The 20,117-nt window shown below is 35.0% G+C and carries 18 protein-coding genes; 11 read left to right on the plus strand and 7 right to left on the minus strand.

All coding sequences use genetic code 11. The annotated features are described in order from the left end of the window. Positions 1-81: 81 nt before the first annotated feature. From CC99x_RS12710 to CC99x_RS12725, 4 genes are all read right to left on the minus strand, one after another. A complete protein-coding gene (locus tag CC99x_RS12710) occupies positions 82-1,266 on the minus strand; it encodes a multidrug effflux MFS transporter (protein WP_057625430.1) in 1,185 nt (394 codons plus the stop codon). Positions 1,267-1,285: 19 nt separating this feature from the next. Then, positions 1,286-1,999 carry a protein kinase domain-containing protein gene (locus tag CC99x_RS12715; RefSeq protein WP_057625429.1) on the minus strand — a complete coding sequence of 238 codons (714 nt, stop codon included), beginning with the start codon at positions 1,997-1,999 and terminating at the stop codon, positions 1,286-1,288. A gap of 365 nt (positions 2,000-2,364) precedes the next feature. Continuing rightward, positions 2,365-3,123, minus strand: a complete 759-nt coding sequence (locus CC99x_RS12720; protein ID WP_057625428.1) for a hypothetical protein — start codon at positions 3,121-3,123, stop codon at positions 2,365-2,367. 1,350 nt (positions 3,124-4,473) lie between these two features. Continuing rightward, positions 4,474-4,632, minus strand: coding sequence for a hypothetical protein (locus tag CC99x_RS12725; protein ID WP_158003237.1), 159 nt, complete (start codon positions 4,630-4,632; stop codon positions 4,474-4,476). Between the two features lie 293 nt (positions 4,633-4,925). On the opposite strand from CC99x_RS12725, the gene CC99x_RS12730 reads away from it, so the two are divergent. From CC99x_RS12730 to CC99x_RS12755, 6 genes are all read left to right on the plus strand, one after another. Continuing rightward, entirely contained in the window at positions 4,926-5,924 is a 999-nt protein-coding gene (locus tag CC99x_RS12730) for a ParA family protein (RefSeq protein ID WP_158003236.1), read from the plus strand. Then, positions 5,912-7,054 carry a ParB/RepB/Spo0J family partition protein gene (locus CC99x_RS12735; RefSeq protein WP_057625426.1) on the plus strand — a complete coding sequence of 381 codons (1,143 nt, stop codon included), beginning with the start codon at positions 5,912-5,914 and terminating at the stop codon, positions 7,052-7,054. The genes CC99x_RS12730 and CC99x_RS12735 overlap by 13 nt, the downstream gene beginning before the upstream one ends. 2 nt (positions 7,055-7,056) lie before the next feature. Beyond that, positions 7,057-7,464 (plus strand): hypothetical protein, encoded by a 408-nt coding sequence (locus CC99x_RS12740; protein WP_057625425.1) that lies wholly within the window; start codon positions 7,057-7,059, stop codon positions 7,462-7,464. A 3-nt stretch (positions 7,465-7,467) separates the two neighbouring features. Then, positions 7,468-8,550 (plus strand): cell division protein ZapE, encoded by a 1,083-nt coding sequence (gene zapE, locus CC99x_RS12745; protein WP_057625424.1) that lies wholly within the window; start codon positions 7,468-7,470, stop codon positions 8,548-8,550. A 19-nt stretch (positions 8,551-8,569) separates the two neighbouring features. Next, a complete protein-coding gene (locus tag CC99x_RS12750) occupies positions 8,570-9,397 on the plus strand; it encodes a mechanosensitive ion channel family protein (RefSeq protein ID WP_057625423.1) in 828 nt (275 codons plus the stop codon). Positions 9,398-9,721: 324 nt separating this feature from the next. Beyond that, entirely contained in the window at positions 9,722-10,342 is a 621-nt protein-coding gene (locus CC99x_RS12755; protein WP_158003235.1) for a DotI/IcmL family type IV secretion protein, read from the plus strand. Between the two features lie 23 nt (positions 10,343-10,365). Here the strand turns inward: CC99x_RS12755 and CC99x_RS12760 are convergent, their stop codons facing one another. Next, positions 10,366-11,829: a hypothetical protein gene (locus CC99x_RS12760; RefSeq protein ID WP_057625421.1), complete on the minus strand. Its 1,464-nt coding sequence runs from the start codon at positions 11,827-11,829 to the stop codon at positions 10,366-10,368. A 397-nt stretch (positions 11,830-12,226) separates the two neighbouring features. Between CC99x_RS12760 and CC99x_RS12765 the strand changes: the two genes are divergently transcribed. The 3 genes from CC99x_RS12765 (at position 12,227) to CC99x_RS12775 (ending at position 15,795) form a co-directional block, all read left to right on the plus strand. Further along, positions 12,227-13,609 (plus strand): RimK family alpha-L-glutamate ligase, encoded by a 1,383-nt coding sequence (locus CC99x_RS12765; protein WP_057625420.1) that lies wholly within the window; start codon positions 12,227-12,229, stop codon positions 13,607-13,609. A gap of 139 nt (positions 13,610-13,748) precedes the next feature. Continuing rightward, positions 13,749-14,507 (plus strand): hypothetical protein, encoded by a 759-nt coding sequence (locus CC99x_RS12770; RefSeq protein ID WP_057625419.1) that lies wholly within the window; start codon positions 13,749-13,751, stop codon positions 14,505-14,507. A gap of 151 nt (positions 14,508-14,658) precedes the next feature. Beyond that, the gene (locus tag CC99x_RS12775; RefSeq protein WP_141651937.1) at positions 14,659-15,795 is read left to right on the plus strand and encodes a hypothetical protein; all 1,137 of its coding nucleotides are present in this window, start codon (positions 14,659-14,661) and stop codon (positions 15,793-15,795) included. A gap of 72 nt (positions 15,796-15,867) precedes the next feature. Here the strand turns inward: CC99x_RS12775 and CC99x_RS12780 are convergent, their stop codons facing one another. Beyond that, entirely contained in the window at positions 15,868-16,095 is a 228-nt protein-coding gene (locus CC99x_RS12780; RefSeq protein WP_057625417.1) for a hypothetical protein, read from the minus strand. A 38-nt stretch (positions 16,096-16,133) separates the two neighbouring features. Continuing rightward, a complete protein-coding gene (locus CC99x_RS12785) occupies positions 16,134-16,862 on the minus strand; it encodes a complement resistance protein TraT (RefSeq protein ID WP_057625416.1) in 729 nt (242 codons plus the stop codon). A gap of 131 nt (positions 16,863-16,993) precedes the next feature. On the opposite strand from CC99x_RS12785, the gene CC99x_RS12790 reads away from it, so the two are divergent. After that, complete coding sequence (locus CC99x_RS12790; protein WP_057625415.1) at positions 16,994-17,872, plus strand: SDR family oxidoreductase; 879 nt, start codon at positions 16,994-16,996, stop codon at positions 17,870-17,872. A gap of 251 nt (positions 17,873-18,123) precedes the next feature. Beyond that, entirely contained in the window at positions 18,124-19,968 is a 1,845-nt protein-coding gene (locus CC99x_RS12795) for an ATP-binding cassette domain-containing protein (RefSeq protein ID WP_077065489.1), read from the plus strand. The last annotated feature ends 149 nt before the right edge of the window (positions 19,969-20,117 follow it).

Below are 20,117 nucleotides of genomic sequence, written 5' to 3' on the forward strand. Positions count from 1 at the left end.
TGCTTCAGTTGCACCTTAAGCAAAACCTAAGTCGTCTTATTACCTCACCTTCTCTTTTCTCTAGATACACTAGTAATTTAACTAGTCTTGCATCAATGATCTATTCATTTTCAAATAAATGCCACTCGCAAGTAATATAGTTGCAGAGATAAGAAAGGATAGATTTGATATTGTCTTATCATTAAATATTGTCACTAATAATACAGAAAAAACGCCGAATAACGATACATAGGTTGAAAAAATGGCCGTTCTTCTACCCATTGGCTCATTGCACGCATCTATTGCACCTCTATTTAATGGCCCAAATGCAATAGATGATCCCAGTGAAATTATCATCATACAAAGAACCATGAAATATAAATGTTCAGAATATGCAATACCACACAGTGCTAATAGTATTCCTCCAACACAGGCCAACGTTAGGCCTATTGTAATCGTAAAATTTGAACTGGTCTTTTCAATCAAAATGCGGGTTATCTGGGCACCTATAATAAAGACACAAAACACAAGAACCTGTATCCATCCAAACTCAATACTACTTCTGTTTAACGTCTCTAAAATAATAAATGGGCTTTCTACAATCCAAGATATAAAGCCAAGTAACAGAAAGCTATAGGGCAACATATACGTTAAGAATTTTTTTCTGAAAGATATTCGTAGATAATCTTTTATAGTTTCTTTGACATTTATTGTAAGCCTTTGGGTATTTGTTTCCGGCATAAAAAATATTAAAGAACAAGTTGCACAAGCGCCCCAGATAAATAATATCCAAAAAATTGTTCTCCAATTACTTATTTCAATAATAATAGCTCCCGCTAATGGCCCTAAAGCAGGTGCCAAAACAGTTACAGCCCCCATAATAGCTATTATCTTTATTGCTTTTTTGGAATCGTAAAGCTCATGCACAGCAGCATACCCAGATACCACAACCGCACATATTGTGCTGCCTTGAATAAATCGAGCTATCAACAAGATGGTTATATCAACAGTCACTGCACAAATGAATGATGAGAAAGTGAATAATAAGCTACCAAGGAGTAATATACTTTTACGGCCATATCTATCTGAAAGTGGTCCTGTTATGAGTTGCAAAGAGGATGAGCCTAAAAACCATACGAGCAAAGTATACTGGGCAAAATCTTGCGATGCATTAAATTCATTTGCAATGGTTGGTAATCCTGGTAAATACATATCATTGGCTAAGTAAGTCGCAATCTCTAGAAAAACCAAAGATAGCGGAAATAATAAAACTCTTACATTAGCCATATTTTTATTTACCTAAACCTTACCAATCTACATTTTCAATATGTAACCTTAGATGCCCTGCCATCTTGAATTTTTTAGCAATCAAATTTTTCTTTCTTCCTAATATAATGCTTTTTATATAATCTGGCATCATATGGTAGTATTTTTGTTCCCCAATCATTTCATACAGTACTTGGATTAAATCGTAAACATCTTGCTGTATTTTCGCACGGGTTGGTCTACCTAAATGTAGTAAGTCAATCAATTTTACTTCAAAATTGAGTCCTTTGCGTATAACCATAATGTTATCAGTATGCAGATCGCCATGATACTCACCTTGGAAATGAATATGTTCAATGCCTTGCACTAAAGCATAAAACAAGTGCAAAGCTTCGAATGGCTGTAGTCGTTTATTTTTTTGCTTACTGATAAAAGTTGATAATACTTCCCCTGTTACATAATCTGATATTAAAAAATCTACAAGTTCTTTTTTGACTGTTACAACATCCTGATTATGGTATTGAATGATAATTGGGCATGTTCTTAAACGGTATAATTTTTGAGCGTAGTAAATATGTGGTTTACTAAAATCATAACAATGTTTATAAAATAGTTTTGCTGCACGTATGATCCCTGTTCTACACTCCTCTACTTTATAAACCTCTCCTTCCCAGCCATTACCCAAATAGCTTAGTACTCGATAATTACGACCTAAAATCCTCCCGGGAACTAACTTAAATCGAGAGTTTTCCATTGATGTTTCCTTTGTTCATTTTAATATTTAGTTAACTTGATACAGTGAAGGGAGTATGCTTTAGTAACATGCTTTTTTAGAAATTATAAAGAATTAGCACATTATCTGATACGTTAGAGTGGCATTAATTATTATGTTAAGAGCGAACTATAATTAATAACAAATTATAAATCTATATTTATATGATTAATTATTAGATATACATCAGCTTTAAGGGCGACAATAAACAGAGATAACTTGTTAGTAATAATGGACTGCTTATGATTAAAAGAGGAATTGGTCAGAAAACATCAATAACTTTCTTTAAAATGAGTGTATATAAATAGAAAATAGATTAGGAATAAAGATTTGTGTATAGAAGTATCTTAGTAGGAGGCTGGCAGCATAGACTCTATTTCATTTTGACTTAAATTCGGAAATAGTAGTGTCATTTTATGTAATTTTGACTGGCGAAGCGCTATTTTTTTATTTCTTTCTTCTGATGATTGCTGTGTAAATTGCGCTATTAAATGATCGACTTCTTTTTGTAGATAATCTTTATTTTGGTTTGTAGTGGTAGAGGTAAGTTGATTGGGAATAATGCGGGTTAGCATTTTTCTTTGTTGCTGCTGACTGGAACGTTTTCGTGCCTTTTGTAATGCATATGTGGTTATTCCTAGATCAAATAATAATTTCTCGTTGACCTTTCGAATAGAGGGTTTATGAGTATATTCGCCGGTTTGTATATCAAAAGATGATTGTCTAAAACCACTGACATATCCAGATTCATATAACCAACTCATGGCGCGCTGAGCACGCCTTAATGGTAAATTTGCTTTCTTAGCAAGAAACTCTAAAGTTAAGTGAACAAAGGTTTGCGATTCATCGTGATAGAAACCTATTTGCATTGTTTTGAGATCAAGATAATGAAGCAAAACATGAAGTAGCTTAGAAATTGCTTGGCGCTGATCATGACGCATAGTGCGTGTAGACAAGCGTTTTCTATGAGAAACGCGAATCAATATAGCGGTTCTAAGGCGTGCTAACCATTTCCATGATTCATTGAACCACTCCTCTACTCTATTAGAAGCAATGGCTAATATTTGTGGTTTTTTCTTAGTGTCAGATGATACTTGCAATTTCAAGGCGCAAAACTCCTTTGACGCCAAGAATTGAAACTGATACGCTCATAAAGTCTAAGTATGCAGTTCGCTTCTTAGCGAATTAAATGATTTAAGCCTAGTGCCAGCTGGGCTTAAATATTATGTATTTTTTTAATTACAATTCCTTAAATCATATATTCCTCTGATATAGCATTCATAAATTCTACTTTTATAGTATAAGACTTTGAAAAAAAATCAAAATTTCAAAAAAAAAATCAAAAGTATCTCCTGTTAATTTCAATAATTTTTATAAAATTAATATCTAAAATTTGAGAATTTTATGAAAATTATCAAAAGTTTAATTTTTTTATATTTTTTAAAAATGCATACGATAATTGCAATACTATTTTTTAATGATTATTACTCATACAATAAATAGAGATTTATATATGATTACAGAACAGTTACCTGTTTCTTCTGAATACTCTAATCGCAATACCATGAGATAGAATTTTTTTAGTGAACACTCATAATTAATTCTAAATTCGATATATCTGTTATTGTCCAGTGACTGGACACGAGCTGCTATTTCAATTGCTTTTGGGGTATCGATCTTCTTTGTTGTGAATAGTGCTTGTTAAATGCATGAGTATCATTTGGAAGTTTTAATGCTATCTATTGTCTGCATCAAGCCGTTCTTACTGATCTCATTTGTCATTTTTTTTATAAGCCTTTTCATGTTTTATATTGTCCAGTGACTGGACAGCCCTGCCCGCATTTTTGTGAATTGACTTATTGCTATGTTGTTGGAAATTTTAGCTGCTACTCATTGAGAGTAATGTATACGGTAATGAGCCTATTTTGTATTTGCAGAGAGCTGTCCAGTCACTGGACAGCTTGGCATGGTAAATTTAGGAAAGTATGCGCAAGATATATGCACATAATCTTCTCTGTGTGACTTATCAATAAAGGATAGGGATGTATTCTTCCAAGTCATTAAAATGCGAGGAATGATGCTCTTGGTTTCACCCAGATTGTCCAGTGGCTGGACAGCGCGGTATTAAGAAATATAGAAAGTGTACCAGGTATCTGTACATGGGCATCTCCGCGTGGCTTAGCAATAAAGGCGCAGAGTATTTGCTTCCAAGCTATTTAAATATGAGGAATGATGTTCTTGGTTTTATCAGATTGTCCAGTGACTGGACAGTTTGGCATTAAGAAATGCAGAAAGCATACCGAGTATCTGCGTATAATTTTCTCCACGTGGCTCGGCAATAAAGGATCGGAATGTATGCCTCCGAGTCATTAAAATATGGTAAATGATGCTCTTGGCTTGATCAAATTGTCCAGTCACTGGACATCATCAAACAATGTCAGCCTTGTGTTATAGCGCTAGCCATATTTTGATTCTTTCGTTAGACACATTTGTGTTGAATTGTTGAGGAAAGGATGGGAGTGCTGAGTAATTTTGAGCAATCGATTTAAGGCTTCAATATAGTCATGATGAATAATGGTGGCCAAAGGATTTGGCTTTGCGGCTTGTCCAGTCACTGGACAGGCGTCGATAATTTTATTGCTACAGCTTCTTTAGAGGATCGTTTATTTAATTATTAATATAGTGTAGCTATAGGTGTTATGCCTATTAGATAGATTGTCCAGTGACTGGACACACACCTTAGTTTTATAAATTAAGCTTGTGTTTAAATGAAGAGGGTATTGGTTGAGTAGATATAGAATATTGTGTGAAAGAAGGGGCTTGTATATACATGAAAAGCGATTATACTAAATGCATACGTATGCATTAAATATTTTTTTGCATTGCATCATGAATGGGCGGAGAGAATATGCCAACACAAATTCCAATTGTTGCCACCATGAACCAGAAAGGTGGGGTAGGGAAGTCCACAGTTACAAGCACTGAAGCAGAATGGTTTTCAATTGTTCGGAAAATGAGAGTATGTCTTGTTGATTTAGATGAACAATGTAATACAACAAAACATTTTGTTGGGGTAGATTATATTAATGATGATAATGAGGCTGGGTTTTTAATAAAAAAGCATCCTGATTTTTCAGAAGATCTTGGTGCTAATGAACGTTCGTCTATTGCAGATATTTTTTATGGTGAGGCTGTTTTGCCTTACCCTTCATGGATTCATGACGGTTTCGCTAAAGGTGGTTTAGTCGATGTGTTGTGTGGACATCCTGTGCGTATTGAAGAGATTAATAATGCGCTGATTTCTAAAGAGGATGGCAGAATAAATCCGAATGCCAAAGAACGATTGAAAGAATTTTTTGAAATGGAAGATGTGCAAAATGCATATGATATATTCCTGCTAGATACAGGGCCTAGCAAAAATGTAATGTTCCGATCAGCTTTGCATGCAGCAACTCATGTTGTTGTGCCTTTTGAGCCAGAAGATAAAGCGATACAAGGTATTACACAGATGTTGAATGCTATAAAAAGGGAGAATTTTTCTAGAGACAGAGAAACACAATTGAATTTGGTTGGCTTGCTTCCAAATAAGGTGAGAAATCTTAAATTACATAAAGAGTATTTGGCAGAACTTTCTGAAAGGCATGAAGATTTTCTGTTTCCTTGGCCTTCTTGGTTAAGCCTTTTAACCGCTTTTCCAACAAGAGATGGTATTAGTGCAAAACCTAAAAGTATATTCCAACTGCCCAAAACAGATACCGCTCGTGCTCAAGCAACAGCGATGTGTCTTTATCTTGAAAAGAAAATATTTGGTCATCATTTGGGAATGACAAAAGAAATTAAAGAGGTTATGAGTGTGTTTGAAGATGGCTTTGAAGCATTAGGGATGAAAGAATCATGTCGAGCATAGCGAAACCTGAGAAAGAATCAAAAAAACGCAAACCTCTTTTGGCGCGTGCACCCAATAAGGTAGAGAGTAGTTCTTCGACCGCAGGGAATGCTAAGGGGGCTGCTGAGTTTGTTGAAAGCCTCAATGCTCAACTTTCTAAAATAAATTTTTTGAATGCTAAATATTTACCTATATCCTCTATTGCACTTGATCCTAATAATCCTCGAGAGTTGGCTATTGACATCAAAGATATCGTTGCTGGCCCCAAGCTTCCTGAAAAGCCATTTGATGATGAAGTACAAGATGAATTTAAGGAGCAATTAAAACAGTTTTTCGAGCGAGATGAGAATAAAAAACAGAAAATACAGGATTATTTCTCCATCGCTTTGCTTGCTTCAACAATTCGCGCGCCAGAAAAATTAATGCAGCCAATCTGTGTATATGAGAAATCAAGTAAATATATTGTATTAGCAGGAGAAAGGAGAACTTTAGCGCATTATGTAATGAATGCTCAATATATTGCTGCCAACATTATTGATGAGCCGGATGCAAAAGAAAAGGCGGTAATGCAATACATAGAAAATTCTGCGAGAGAAGATTTATCATTAAAAGATAAATTTAATGCCATTAGAAAAATAATTCAGTATTATGGTACTACCATTTCTGTTCGATCTTTGGCAAATATTCTAAAACTTTCTAAATCTCAAGCTCAGAAATACGCAAAAATATGCAAAGAGGAAAATATCCTTTTTATAAAAGCAATTGAGACTGGGGTTTTAACATCTCCCGAGGACGCTTATAATCTTATTAAAAATAACGATGCGGATACTATTTCTAATATTTGTAATCTCTTATTAAAAGGAAAAGGGATTGAAGAAATATTTAAAGAGATAAATACAAATAGCTTTCAAAGTAAAGAACTCATTGTTAAGCGAATCGTTGGCAGCAATGAGATGGCTGCTCAGAAAAATAATTCAGCTAAGAAGGATGAGCAAATTGTATTTAAAGGAGAGGATATACATTTGCTAAGGAAATTAATTCATATTGCAATCCAAGCTGGAAAAATAAAGCAGTTTCAAGAAGGTGCTGAAAAATTAGGGATGACGCATATTTGGGAAAAAATAAAAGAACAAATGAAGAAGGCTAGTTAAAAATGGTAAAAGCATTGAATCCACCGATTAGACGGAAATCAAAACTTCCCAAAATTGTAGTTGGTGCTGTTACACGTCGTTTCTCAATACGCATTCCTGTTAAGATGCTAGAAGAAGTGAATGAACTTCTTGCTAGAGATGGTAAAAATGGGCACCAAAAAGGAAAGTGGATCTCTCAAGCAATTGAGCATCTGTATTATGATGAAGATTATGTTGAGCTGATCAAAGAAGAATGGTTAGAGAGAAAGAACAATGTGCCTTTGCAAGTAACTTTAACAAAGGAAGCAGAGGAAATATTAATTAAAATTGTTGATAGATTGAAAGAAGAATGTTCAGGTCGAAAAGATATATTAAGTGCAACCATTCGGGTTGCCATAACAGCTGCATTAATACGGTGTGGTGTGTTATAAAATATGACGCTGATACATCGTTATCAATTAGATTTGCAACATAAAAAAATTGTTGAAGATGCAGCCCAGAAAAATGCTGTATATGTATTACAAGCAATTCTTGATAATCTTGTTACAGAAGAAAAGAAGATTAAAAGAAAATTTTTGTCGGCTTTAAATTTGAAAGATACTCCTGTTAAAGGTGCATATTTATGGGGTGGGGTTGGTAGAGGTAAAACCTATTTAATGGATTTGTTCTATCAATCGATACCCTTTAAAAAGAAAAAGAGGTTACATTTTCATCATTTTATGATGATGGTGCACCAGCAACTTAAAATTTATCAAGGCAGTAAAAATCCTCTAAGAGAAATTGCAAAGAAATGGCGCAAAGAATTTACAGTGCTTTGTTTTGATGAGTTTTATGTAAGCGATATTGCTGATGCTATGATTATGGCTAATTTTTTTGAGCATTTATTTCATCAAGGTATTACGTTAATTGCAACATCGAATATTCAGCCAGAAAATTTATATGGGAATGGTTTACAAAGAGACAAGTTCTTACCCACAATTTCATTGATCAAGAAATATACGCAAGTTGTTCATCTCGATAATGGTATTGACTATCGTTTATTATTCCTTACAAATGCGCAAATTTACCATTATCCTCTAGATGAGCGTGCGCAGCAACATTTGCTAAATTACTTCAATCATTTGGCGCCTAATAAGGGAGAGCATAATAAATTTATTAGCATTCAAGATAGAAAAATTAAAAGTGTGATGGAAGCTGATAGCATTGTTTGGTTTGATTTTTCTGAGATTTGCGAGAGTCCGAGGAGTCAATATGATTATATTGACATAGCAAAGTTATATCGTACCGTTATTATTAGTGGTATCAAAATAATGGATGAATATAAAGAAGATACTGCAAAACGCTTTATCATGATGATTGATGAATTTTATGATCATCATGTAACACTTATTATTTCTGCACAAACAAATTATGATGTTATCTATACTGGTAAAAAATTAGCATTTGAATATCAACGGACAATGAGCAGATTAAAAGAAATGACATCAAAAGAATATTTAGGTCAAGAGCATATTTGACGAGAGAGAATAGACGCCTATGAATTTTCTAGATATAAGCTTAATAAAATCCTTGATTGGAATAGCCATTGTTATTGCAACAGATATAATTTTTGAGTTCTTTATTTTTAAAAAGATTCGCAACCATAAAAAGAGGGCGCGCGCAAAAGTTACATTGCGCTATGTATTATTCGTAACCATTATTGTGATTCTGGCTAAAATATGGGTTGAAGGATTTGGGCATATATTAGCATTTATAGGCTTTATATCTGCGGCACTTACCATTGCGCAAAAAGAAAATATATTAAATCTAACGGGTTGGTTGATTATCAGTTTGCGTAATTCATTTGGTGAGGGTGATTTTGTTCAAATTGGGCATCATCAAGGCTTTGTAAAAATACTGGGTTTATTTTATTTTACATTAGAAGAAGTTGATCCCAAATGGGGTTACAGAAAGACAGGGAAGCTTGTCAAACTGCCTAACTCAATAATAACATTACAGCCTGTTGTGACATTTAATCATGAAGATTTTATTTTTCATGAAGAGACAGTGATTATTCCATTCAGTATTAGTTACGCTCATGTTAGACAAGTAATGGCTACCATTGAGCTTGGTTTAAAAGAGTACCTTATCACAATTGAGAAGACATATAATACGGAAGAAAAAAGGCTTTACGATAAATTACTTAAGCGTGAAAAAGTGAGTAATCCTTCCTTGGATATAAAATTTGAGCAAGGAGAAGTAAAAGGCTACAAGCTTTGTATACAATTCTATTCTTTGATAAAAGATAAAAAAAATATTTCTTCATACATTCGCAACACATTATTAGAAACGATTCAGGCATCTGAGCAGCCCTTATTAATATAAGAAATTGTGATATAGCCTTCGCTATCTTACAATTCTTATGTACGTTTATGGGCGCAAAGATTGTTATTTAGCTGAGAAAGTACATGTAACCTATTTTTACAATAGGGGTATATGCTAAAATTTTATGTATATTTAATTACTTCATTTCGCTGTAAAACATTCATGAGAAAAATTTTACTGTTAATATTGATAGCTATGACAAGTACTGTTCGGGCAAACCAAGCAGTTTCTGATATTTGTGTAGGCGCAATCCATGAGCATTATCTTTTTTTACTGCTTGTTGAGCCAAACATTAAAACGGTGCCTCAGAAGATACAACCTCAAATGACAGAAAAAGCTGAAAGTCTTTTGTTAAGAATTAAAGGCGAGTGTCCACCAGAGATTTCTAACAAATTTATTAAATTAACAGATAATTTTAATATTGCTCAGAGCGATTTTCTAAAAAATCTAAAGCAAGATACGAAAATATCTATACCATTAGTAGGTGAAGATATTCCATTGAATAGAGCAAATATGGATGACAACGAAGTAATACTTTGGGCATCTAATGCACTTTTAAAAACATATCAAGTTACTGCCCAAACATTTAAAAAATTTGAAAGTGTTAGAAAATTTTATTTACCCGGTGCTTTTTCTAAAGTTTCAGATGATATTATCAATTCTTATCTAAAGAATTATCTTATAAAGAAAGATCAAGAATTAATAATAAGAGAGCAGGATTTATACCTTCGGTCTAGTATTGCATCTATACCAAAAATAACCTTCCAAGGTGTTGATGCGCAAAAAAATTACACTTGGCGCTTAACCATTCCGCTTCTTATTGAGATGAAAGTTTTAGGCCGGATTAAGAAAGAGAAAATTAATGTGCTTGTGCATATTACCAGAGTCAAGGGACAGATATCACCAGATGGGGTGGCTATTTCTAGCTTCGAGGTTGGTAGCTAGAATGCATGTATTGTCACTATAAACTAATGATATTCAAATTTTGATTTAGCACTTGGCTTAGGATCCATTTCACTTGATGATGGTGTGCTATCAGGGTTTTTCTTGGTAGTGGACATGGCATCAAATGAAAAGCAAAGTGTTGTTATAGAAGAGGATAATGCTACCTCGTGCTCTATTAGTTGAGCTGCACCTTCTACAGAAGCCAGCCTACGCCTTAGGAGAAATTGATATTCTGGTGCCAGATTATTCAAAATATCATTATTTTTCAAAGCAAACTGAGTAATTTCCATGAATTGAGCGCATAAAACAGCAATGCTATGTACACCTATTTTGGATCGTAATTCATCATTTTCAAATATCTTTCTTGCTAAATTTATGTCTTTTAATCCCAGATAACCGATATCATTTGCCTGTAATCTCGTCCATAATTCAGATTTTGATAAAATATATGCCGCAATACTTGCATGATTTTGCCCAAGCACTTTTAAATCTGAACTGTTCAGTTTTGATAATAATTCAGTATCACCAATAATTTTTTCTGCTGTTGCTAAGCTGTGTTTGCTGAGTGCAACGATTTGATGATGATCTAATTTTGATTTCAGCGCATTATCAGCAAAGATAATTTCTGCTATCTCAGCATGTGATTCACCCATAATAGAGAGCGCAACGCCATCTAAGAATTGACTCCAAAAAGGGCTGTGTAATATTTTCATAGCAATGTTTACATTGTTTAAAGCAAGTCTCGCTAAGCCAATATTGTTGCCTAATGCTCTGACTTGCTCACTCTTTAATATTGCATCAGCAATATTTTCATGATACCTACCTAAACGACATAGATTCTCACCTTCTAAGAAACTTGCGAGCTTGGGGTTACTTAATATGTTTATTGCAATAGATTCATGGGCTTTCCCTATCATTGAGAGATCGTCAATGTCTAATTTAGACAAGAGTTTCTCATCTGTGAAAATTAGGTTTGCAATTTCTAAATCGCATAACCCTAATTGAGCAATATGGCTTCCATCCATATTTCTAATGAATTCTGGGTTATTTAGAATTTTTAATGCAACTAATTTAGAATATTGTCCCAACAGACCAATGTGTTCTCCCCTCAATTTGTTTTCTCTAAATAGCTCTAAAAAATATGGATCCTCTAGTAGTTCTAGGGCAATACACTCATATTTATTTCCCAGTGCAACGAGATCGGGCGCATAGAGTTTTCCTTTAAGGTATGGATTTTCTAGGATTTTGCGTGCAATAGACTCATGCTTGTTACCAATAATAGATAAAGCTAAGCCATCCAGAACATTTTGCATGCCTGTATCTGATAAGATTGCAAGCGCTAAATCTTCATGTTCCGCAATGATACTGAGAAATTTTTTGAAGCTTAATTGGCCAAATTTTGCTGGATCACTAAGAATAATACGGGCTTCTTGAATGTCTGATTTTGCGCTTGCGATAAGGTCGTTGGTTTTATGGAATGCAATCATAAAATCTCTCTGTTGGTAGCACCTATATCTCACCCTAAACCTATGATTATTACTCAGCAATGGATGATCTCTGCTGCAATTGAGTGATATTAAAGATAGAGAATCATCCATTTCCTAAGATCTGCTGGTAATAATTGATAATGCAGGGGATTTTTTATTTCGTAAGGAATGATGTAGTTGGTAAGCTGAGTTCTTGGTGAGGGATGGAATAAGCATATAGAAAATACTATTACGATGGTTCTCATTAATAGATTTTAGATGCATGTTTAGCCTTGTTGTGCTGCTTACTTGGGTATAATTAGCCTGAATTAGTATGACATTTTGAGAATCGTTGACGTAGTCAAAAATGCAATTAGCATGCTAAAATAAATATAGATATCATTTAAATGGCGTTACGATGAAGTTTAAAAAATTAATTGAAATTGGTTGGGAAGAATGGATAGCGTTACCCGAATTAAACTTACCTGCTATTAGGGCAAAAATTGATACTGGTGCTAAAACTTCAGCATTACATGCCTTTATGGTAGAAAAATTTGTAGATGATGGTATAGAGAAAGTAAAGTTTGGTATTCACCCTGTACCCGAAAGACCAGAAATAGAGGTCTATTCTGTTGCTCGTTTGGTTGATGAGCGCGAAGTTACCAGTTCAAATGGTCAGACTGAACTGCGATATGTGATTCAAGTCATGGCGCAATTTGGTAAAGAGAAGTGGCCGATTGAGATTACACTTACCAATCGAGAAACAATGAATTATCGAATGCTGATTGGCAGAAGTGCAATGGAAGGTAAGGTACTTGTTGTTCCTGAACAATCTTTTTTATTAGGGAGTTTATCGGCTGAGCTTTATGAAAGCATAAAGACATATAAGCATGATCGTGCTTTAAAAATATGTATCTTGAGTAAAGCGCCTAATCATTACTCTACAACACGGATTGCTTCTGTAGCAGAAAGTAAGGGGTATCAAGTTGATATTATTAATCCTGAAAAATGTTATGCACAAGTTGGTTCTTATGAGCAAGGCGTTAGTTATCAGGGAAGGCTATTAAGGGCATATGACGTGATTATTCCTCAAATAGGTGAGGCAATTACGACACATGGTTTAGCCATTATTAGACAGCTTGAGTGTTTTGGGAGTTATTGTATCAATACATCTGAAGCAATTTCTAATGCAAGAGATAAGTTGCTTGTTCAGCAGTTACTCAGCCGAGGAAATATTAGTATACCTATTACTGCTTATGGGAATGCGCCTAGTAATATTGACGATTTAATTAAGGTTGTTCATGGGGCGCCTTTGATAATCAAATCTTTTAATAACGCCTATGTAGCGAGTAGTATTTTGGTAGAAACCAACAAGGCTGCTCATGCCGTAATTCAAGTTTTTAGTAATCTCAAAACTAACTTTATTGTTCAAGAATATATAGCACAGGATATGTGTAAACTTATTCGATGCATTGTATTAGGTGGAAAAGTTATTGCAGCGATAGACGCTGCACAAGAAACCACTAAGATGAGTGATAGTAAAATAAAAACTAAAAAAATATTAAAATTAACTGCTGAAGAAAGAAAAGTTGCTGTGAGAGCAGTGCGTATCTTAGGTTTGAAATATGCTGCTGTTGAATTATTAAGAACATCAGATAGATGTTTAGTGATGGATGTTAGTACAGCCATTACATTCAAAAAAATTGAATTATTAACTAAAAAAGATATTGCTAGTACATTGGTGGAATATATAGAACACCATGCTAGGCCAACAGTTGCAAGCATTGCGCTGTCAAAATGAGTAATATCTACTATATGTGTATATAAACATTATTCTTAAATCTACAAAATCCCATTTCCACAGAACTTATTTACACTTTTTTTGTCCTACCTCATGAGTACTTCAACGTATTTCTGATAATTATCGAGAGGGTATGGTCATGGGGCATGAGACACAAAATAGTATCTTAGATGAAGCACAGCAAAGTGTTGCATTAATGAAGTTGATTGAGGATTTCAGTAAACTTAATGAGTTATTAGCAGCATGCTTTGATGATCCAAAAACGATGGAGTATATTAAAAAAGCTCAAATTGAATTATTGGCATTTAAAGAGATCCTTAGAAGAGATCTTGAATATAGCAAAGATCAAATAAAAGCACTTTGTGAGTCTTTACAACGAATTACCGATCGTTTAAGGAGTTTACCTACCCCTGAGCAAGCATTGTTAAAATTAGATGAACGATTGACAACCTTCAACAAAGGAAAATCACCCATTGAGGAAGCAAGCATTAGTATTAAGCTTTCCTCTTCTTTTAAGAATAAAATGGAAACAATTGAAAAACAGTGTGATGTTATCAAAAAAAGCATGGAGTCCCTTAGAACGCACTCTAAGGGACGACATCATAATTTGATTGATCGATTAACAAAGGTTTGTGAAAGTGTTGTGATCGCTGCACAATCGTTTTTTGCAGCTACTTGTCGTTTAGCAAATGATGCACAATATTTTGGCAAAAGACTTGCGATTGCTGTTGGGATAAGAGAAGAGACATTGGCAGACAAGACTGAATATGACTCTGCTCAAGTAAAATACTGGCAGATGCGTCAAGCAGAACACCAACAGCAAGCAGCGGATCAAGCAAGTGGTCAGAAAGCGAGAATGCAAGCGGAGAAGGCTAAGAAGCCTAAAATATTTAAGTAATTTTTAAAATTCTCCTTAATTTCTTTTCTAGCGACGATACGCAGAGCGAGTGAAAATCTCGCTCGTCGGCTCTTCTGAACAGATTGTCTTTATCAAATGGGTAATTCAAATCTGGTGTGTTAACTTGCACATCCTGTGAGTGATTACATACATGAGAGCATTATTTATGTGGGGCTTCTTTTTTAATGACAACAAGAAACAAGATATTATAAATAATATTGAAGCAAAAAATTTTAACGAACACCATGAAGATTATACTGTTTGTGACGAGATCTGTAATTTAGAAATAAGTTCTGGAATTGATAATGCTGCCCCCATCATAAAAGATGAGCTAGAGAGCGCATTGTCTGAGAGCATCCATCGTGAAATATTAGGTGCTTTGATAGCCGATCTTCGCAATCAAGATTTGTCTAAAATTAACACAGAAAAGGATCTTGTGCATTTTCTGATTGATTTTGGACAAGCACATGGCAGAGAGATTGATCAAAATAGAGTGAAGCATTATTTACATACTGCAGATATTGATTTGAATCAAAGGCATAGTAATACATCAAAAACAGAAATAGCGATGAGAGTTGGCTTGACTATTGCAGGTATTGTTGCAGTGCATTGGCTTTCTGGGCCAATTGCTGCGAGTGCTGCTAGAGTTATTTATGAGCAGGCTTATGGTACTTTGTGGGGTATTCCCTCGCAATGGAACCCAATGTATTGGATAAGCTATTTTCCAGGACGAGAGCATGTTGGTAATTTGGCATATCAATGGGCGCCTTGGACGGTGAATATTATAGGTGGTTCTCTTTATCATAAAGCAGTAGACGTGGTGAAATGTATCGGTATTAAAACGCATAGTATCTATAAAGAGGCAAAGAAAGCTTCTCGCAGAAAAATAAATAGTCATCATTCTGTTAAGAAGACAGAACGACCAGGCATACAATTGTGTGACGATCAGGTAGAAATAGAGCTTATAGAAATTACTCAACGTCTGAAAGACTTAGATTTTTCAGACAGTTGTTCGATAGAAGATCCGCAGTCGATGAGATTATCTCAACGCTTGAATGGTTTTCTGCAATCTTATCCTTTAGGTGAGGATAAAGTTGAACATGTATCAGATGGAAATCAGAAAGCGATGTTGTTAGTGCAGCCTGCAGCGATTATAGCGTTGAATGAAATAAAAATGGAAAAGCCAATGGTTGTTTTCAAACGTCATAACCGAAGTAAAAGTGTGGATAGCTTCTTTGAAAATAGAAGGTCTACGCAGAATTATATTACACAAAACAGGTTGAACTAAGACTATATCTTAATAAGTTGTTTAAAATATAATTTGGCATGTAAAAAGAAAGGGAAATTGATTCCCTCTCTTTTATTCAGGTTTATGCTTTGGCTGCATTGGTGATGTTTGTATATTTAATGCATCGCTAGAGTGAGTTGCTCTATCTGTGCCAGAAAATCTATACAAAATACTCAGACCAACGGAATAAAGCCTGTCTATCAATTCATGACAGCAGCCAGGATTTTCCATATATTCAGATAACACATCAGCGCCAAAGTCTGCTAGTTCAGATTGTGTATATAAGAATCTATGCTCCACAGTTTCTCCGTTGGTAAGCAAAGTTTTCAGTTACTTTCTTATAGTAAGCCAGAAATTGAGTTTGATAGGCCTGCAACCAAATCAGGTATTGCTTCTTCAAGTTCGAGGTTCACTTTATTGGCAGTGCTTACTACACGCGTTTGATATCTCTTCCAGTCAGTTTGTTCTGTAGAACTAACCGTTTTATTTGCGTCAGTACCTTGTTTAAGGTTAGCGTAAAGTGTCTCTGTTACCGCAGTGCCTTCTTTTGTGCGTTCAGAAATTTGCAAGTCAGTAACAATAGTATAGAAGTTATCTTTGACCATAGCATTTGTAACCACGCCTACGGCTGCGCCTACTAAACCTACGCCCAGTGCTGCTCTTCCATTGCCACCCAGTGCAGCGGTTGCACCTGCGCCGAGTAACCCGCCACCAAATCCTTCCGATAGTAAGTCTTGTGATTCTTTAAGATCTACTTTACCAACTTGCAACACATTGGTTTGAATTAAATAATGAGCAACTTTGGGATCATATACAATTGTATAACCTTTGTTAGATAAATTGCGGGCTAATTGGCTTTCTATATCAAGCTGATTATTGCCAGATGTATTGCGTATTTGGATAAATACCGTTTTTTGCTGTGGAGAAACTGGATCTAAGAATATCGTTTCAGACATTTTTGTTTGTACATCTAAATTTCTTTTGCTAATGCTCGTATGTGTAGCTGCACAACCACATAATGTTGCTAAAATGAGGCTTAAACTTGTAAATTGAGTAATTATTTTCATTTTTATCTCTTTGGGATCCAGGTAAAACTGGCACAATCTACCATGATGTGCAAAGAGTGACAAATGTTAAACAGAAATGAGTTGCTCGACTGATTGAGAGGTCATTTCATTATCAGTGGAAGAAATAATTAATGTTTGAGAAAAATAAGTTATTTGTTTTTGGTTTTGGGTATACGGCTGCGTTTTTGGCATCCCAGTTAAATTTATCTATGTGGCAAGTAGCTGGCACTTCAAGACGTCAAGAAATTCGAGATAAATATTTATCATCAAATATTTGCTTGATAGATTATATGGACTATGCGCAGATTTGTTTAAATCTTAAAAGCGTAACGCATTTGTTAATTTCTATACCGCCTGTAAGGCAAGTAGGGGATGTCGTTATTGCTGATTTTTCAGATATCTTAAAAGAGCTTGCACCTCATTTAAAATGGATAGGTTATCTTTCAACAACCGGCGTGTATGGTGATCATGATGGCAATTGGGTTGATGAGTGCTCAATGCTTAAGCCTGATAATGAAAGAGCTATCTTGAGAGTGGGAGCTGAGAAAAATTGGTTGCAATTAGGAGAAGATATTTCTGTGCCTGTGCAGATCTTTAGATTATCAGCTATTTATGGCCCTTCTCGCAATGTTTTGAGACAGCTGCTTGAGGGAGAGGTCTCATGTATTTTTAAAGCGGGGCATTATTTTTCACGTATACAGGTAGAAGATATTGTACAAGTGTTGCTTGCTTCGATGAATGCTCCGCAAATGGGAGAAATATATAATCTAGCAGATGATGAACCAACGCCTTCTCATGAGGTTATTCAATACGCGGCAACGTTGCTTAAAGTATCTCCGCCAAAGTTGCTGTCTATTGAGAAGGCGAAATTATCTCCGATGACACAAGAATTTTATAACAGCCATAGAAAAGTGAGTAATGCAAAGATAAAGCAATCTTTAGGCATAAAGCTTAAATATCCAAGCTATCGTGAAGGTTTGAGAGCATTGCTCCAAAATTGTGTTGGTTGATAAACTTTTTTGGTTGCCTATGATAATACATTGATATAAATGCTAAGAAAATGAGAGGCAATGAAAATAGGGGGAAATGAGAATATAAAATTTTCTGAAATTAACAGAAAATAATGAATGTTTCGGAGGCTAAAAGAGCAATTTCTATTGTGGGTTGTGATGTAACTGGCTATAATCCGTTGTGCATCTGGCTAAAGTTAGAAAGTCAAACGAATTTTTATTTAAATGTTTAGTTTATTCGGAGAGCTCCCTTGGCAAGCATCAATCAGATTTACTCATTATTCTCTCCTTATTTTAATTTTGGACGGAAAGGGGCAAAACGAATTTTCGTTCTAGCAGCCGTGGCATTAAGTTGCATAATTTCTTCTATTTCAATAGTCTATGTTTATGATGCCCTCACGTCGTTACAATTGCTCTTAATACAACCGGGTGCCCAGTTCTCCGTTGTTGCATGGGGGGTACTGGGTTGCCTTGGTCCATCCTGTATTTTTGCTGGGTTTAATGCGGTTACACATGTTATGTCAACTTGGTTAAGCAAGGAATTAACACATTCTCTTAGCGAAACACTCATTACAAAATGGATTGATGGAAAGTCTTATTATGGCTTCAAGTTTATTAATAAAGGCGATAAGAATGTTAATCCTGCTGAGGTATTAAGTAGTGATTTGAAAAAGGCATCAGATACCACCATCAAGCTCTTTTCTTCTGCTGTTAGTACTATTGCCAATTTCTTTGTTGGTGCCTATCAACTTTGGTATTTATCATCGCCTTTGGCAGTGAATGTATTTCAAATGTCATTTGTTGTTCCTGGCTATATGCTTATGTTGGCATTTGGTTATTCAATTATATATTCTGTGATTGTTGGTTATGTTGATAAAGATTTGACTGCCAATGATTCTTCATTCCGCAATAAACAAGCAGAATACATTGCTGATTTACATCATGTTGAAACATATGCTGAAGCTATCGCGCTTAAGAAAGGCGGTGCTAAAGAACGTGATCGATTATTAGGAAAATTGTCTGAAATTGATAAAGTTGAAGAGACGAGTATGTTGTCTCAATCTATTTTAAGCTTTACTCAGAACATTTCTGGTAAAACAGCTTACATGTTTGGTTTGATTTTATCAGCGCCTGGTGCCATTGCTGGGAAATTTGATATATTTAAAGCTTTTTCTGTGTCTCAGTATTTTGCGAATATTGTTAAATTCTTTAGTTGGCATAAAGAGAATACAACTGATTTAGCAAGTTTAGAAGTATCTATGCAAAGAATACAAGCCTTTAATAGTATGATGAAAGAATGGGATGAGATTCAGAAGAAAAATGGTTTAAAGCTAAACGACAATGAAGTTGGGTTTGGCGTGAGGGGTCTGTCTGTGAGCAATCCACAGGGAGAAGCTATTTTTCATAATTTATCTTTTAAAATACCAGGTGGAAAAGCGACAGTTATTACAGGCCCATCTGGTATCGGTAAAACTACAATATTTCGTTGTTTTGCAGGGTTATGGCCTTTTGCTCAAGGCGAGATATTAATACCGAGTGGTGCTAAAGGCAGTGAACAACGAGTTTATTGTATTCCACAGCAATCTTACTTCCCCTATAGAGGCACATTGCTTGAAGCGATTTACTACCCAGATACAAAAAATCAAGATACGATTAATCAGGCTGAGCGATCTGAAATTATTAAATTGATGAAAGCTTTTGGTTTTAGAGAAGAAACGATCCGAGATCTTGATGTTCATGATGAGTGGAATAAGAAATTAAGCGGCGGTGAACAGCAAAAGATAGCCATTATTGGCGCTCTCATCAAACGACCAGATGTTATTTTTATTGATGAAGGTACCAATGCACTTGATCAAAAGAGTAAAGCATTGGTTGAGAGATATTTAAAACAAAAGTTACCCTCCGCAACAATTATAGCCATAGATCATGGTGTGCAGACAGAACAGAAAAAAGCAGCTGTGCAACCCAAGAATATGTTCTTCGATTATAATTTAAAGGCAAGTGTTCCTCAAAGACAGCCTGTCAGTAAACGATCTTTTGGTCTTGTTAAAATGCAGCAAGAAAAGAAGAAGCCTGCTTCAAGAGTTCGTCTGTAATTTGAATAAGCGTTTAGCATGGTAAAAGCCACTTATATATAGGTGGCTGAGCTGTGTAACTAAGGCGTGTTTTCCTGCTTATAGAAATATCTTTGTCAAACATATTTTGTTTTCTGACAAATTTTTTGATGTCTTAGTTATATATTCGT

Origin of the sequence: Candidatus Berkiella cookevillensis, from assembly GCF_001431315.2 — a bacterium.
Lineage (GTDB): Bacteria > Pseudomonadota > Gammaproteobacteria > Berkiellales > Berkiellaceae > Berkiella_A > Berkiella_A cookevillensis.

Coding starts and splice junctions, on each gene's coding strand:
- CC99x_RS12710 (WP_057625430.1), bottom strand. CDS start 1,266: ATGGCTAATGTAAGAGTTTTATTATTTCCGCTATCTTTGGTTTTTCTA.
- CC99x_RS12715 (WP_057625429.1), bottom strand. CDS start 1,999: ATGGAAAACTCTCGATTTAAGTTAGTTCCCGGGAGGATTTTAGGTCGT.
- CC99x_RS12730 (WP_158003236.1), top strand. CDS start 4,926: ATGCCAACACAAATTCCAATTGTTGCCACCATGAACCAGAAAGGTGGG.
- CC99x_RS12735 (WP_057625426.1), top strand. CDS start 5,912: ATGTCGAGCATAGCGAAACCTGAGAAAGAATCAAAAAAACGCAAACCT.
- CC99x_RS12740 (WP_057625425.1), top strand. CDS start 7,057: ATGGTAAAAGCATTGAATCCACCGATTAGACGGAAATCAAAACTTCCC.
- zapE (WP_057625424.1), top strand. CDS start 7,468: ATGACGCTGATACATCGTTATCAATTAGATTTGCAACATAAAAAAATT.
- CC99x_RS12750 (WP_057625423.1), top strand. CDS start 8,570: ATGAATTTTCTAGATATAAGCTTAATAAAATCCTTGATTGGAATAGCC.
- CC99x_RS12755 (WP_158003235.1), top strand. CDS start 9,722: ATGACAGAAAAAGCTGAAAGTCTTTTGTTAAGAATTAAAGGCGAGTGT.
- CC99x_RS12760 (WP_057625421.1), bottom strand. CDS start 11,829: ATGATTGCATTCCATAAAACCAACGACCTTATCGCAAGCGCAAAATCA.
- CC99x_RS12765 (WP_057625420.1), top strand. CDS start 12,227: ATGAAGTTTAAAAAATTAATTGAAATTGGTTGGGAAGAATGGATAGCG.
- CC99x_RS12770 (WP_057625419.1), top strand. CDS start 13,749: ATGGGGCATGAGACACAAAATAGTATCTTAGATGAAGCACAGCAAAGT.
- CC99x_RS12775 (WP_141651937.1), top strand. CDS start 14,659: ATGAGAGCATTATTTATGTGGGGCTTCTTTTTTAATGACAACAAGAAA.
- CC99x_RS12785 (WP_057625416.1), bottom strand. CDS start 16,862: ATGAAAATAATTACTCAATTTACAAGTTTAAGCCTCATTTTAGCAACA.
- CC99x_RS12790 (WP_057625415.1), top strand. CDS start 16,994: ATGTTTGAGAAAAATAAGTTATTTGTTTTTGGTTTTGGGTATACGGCT.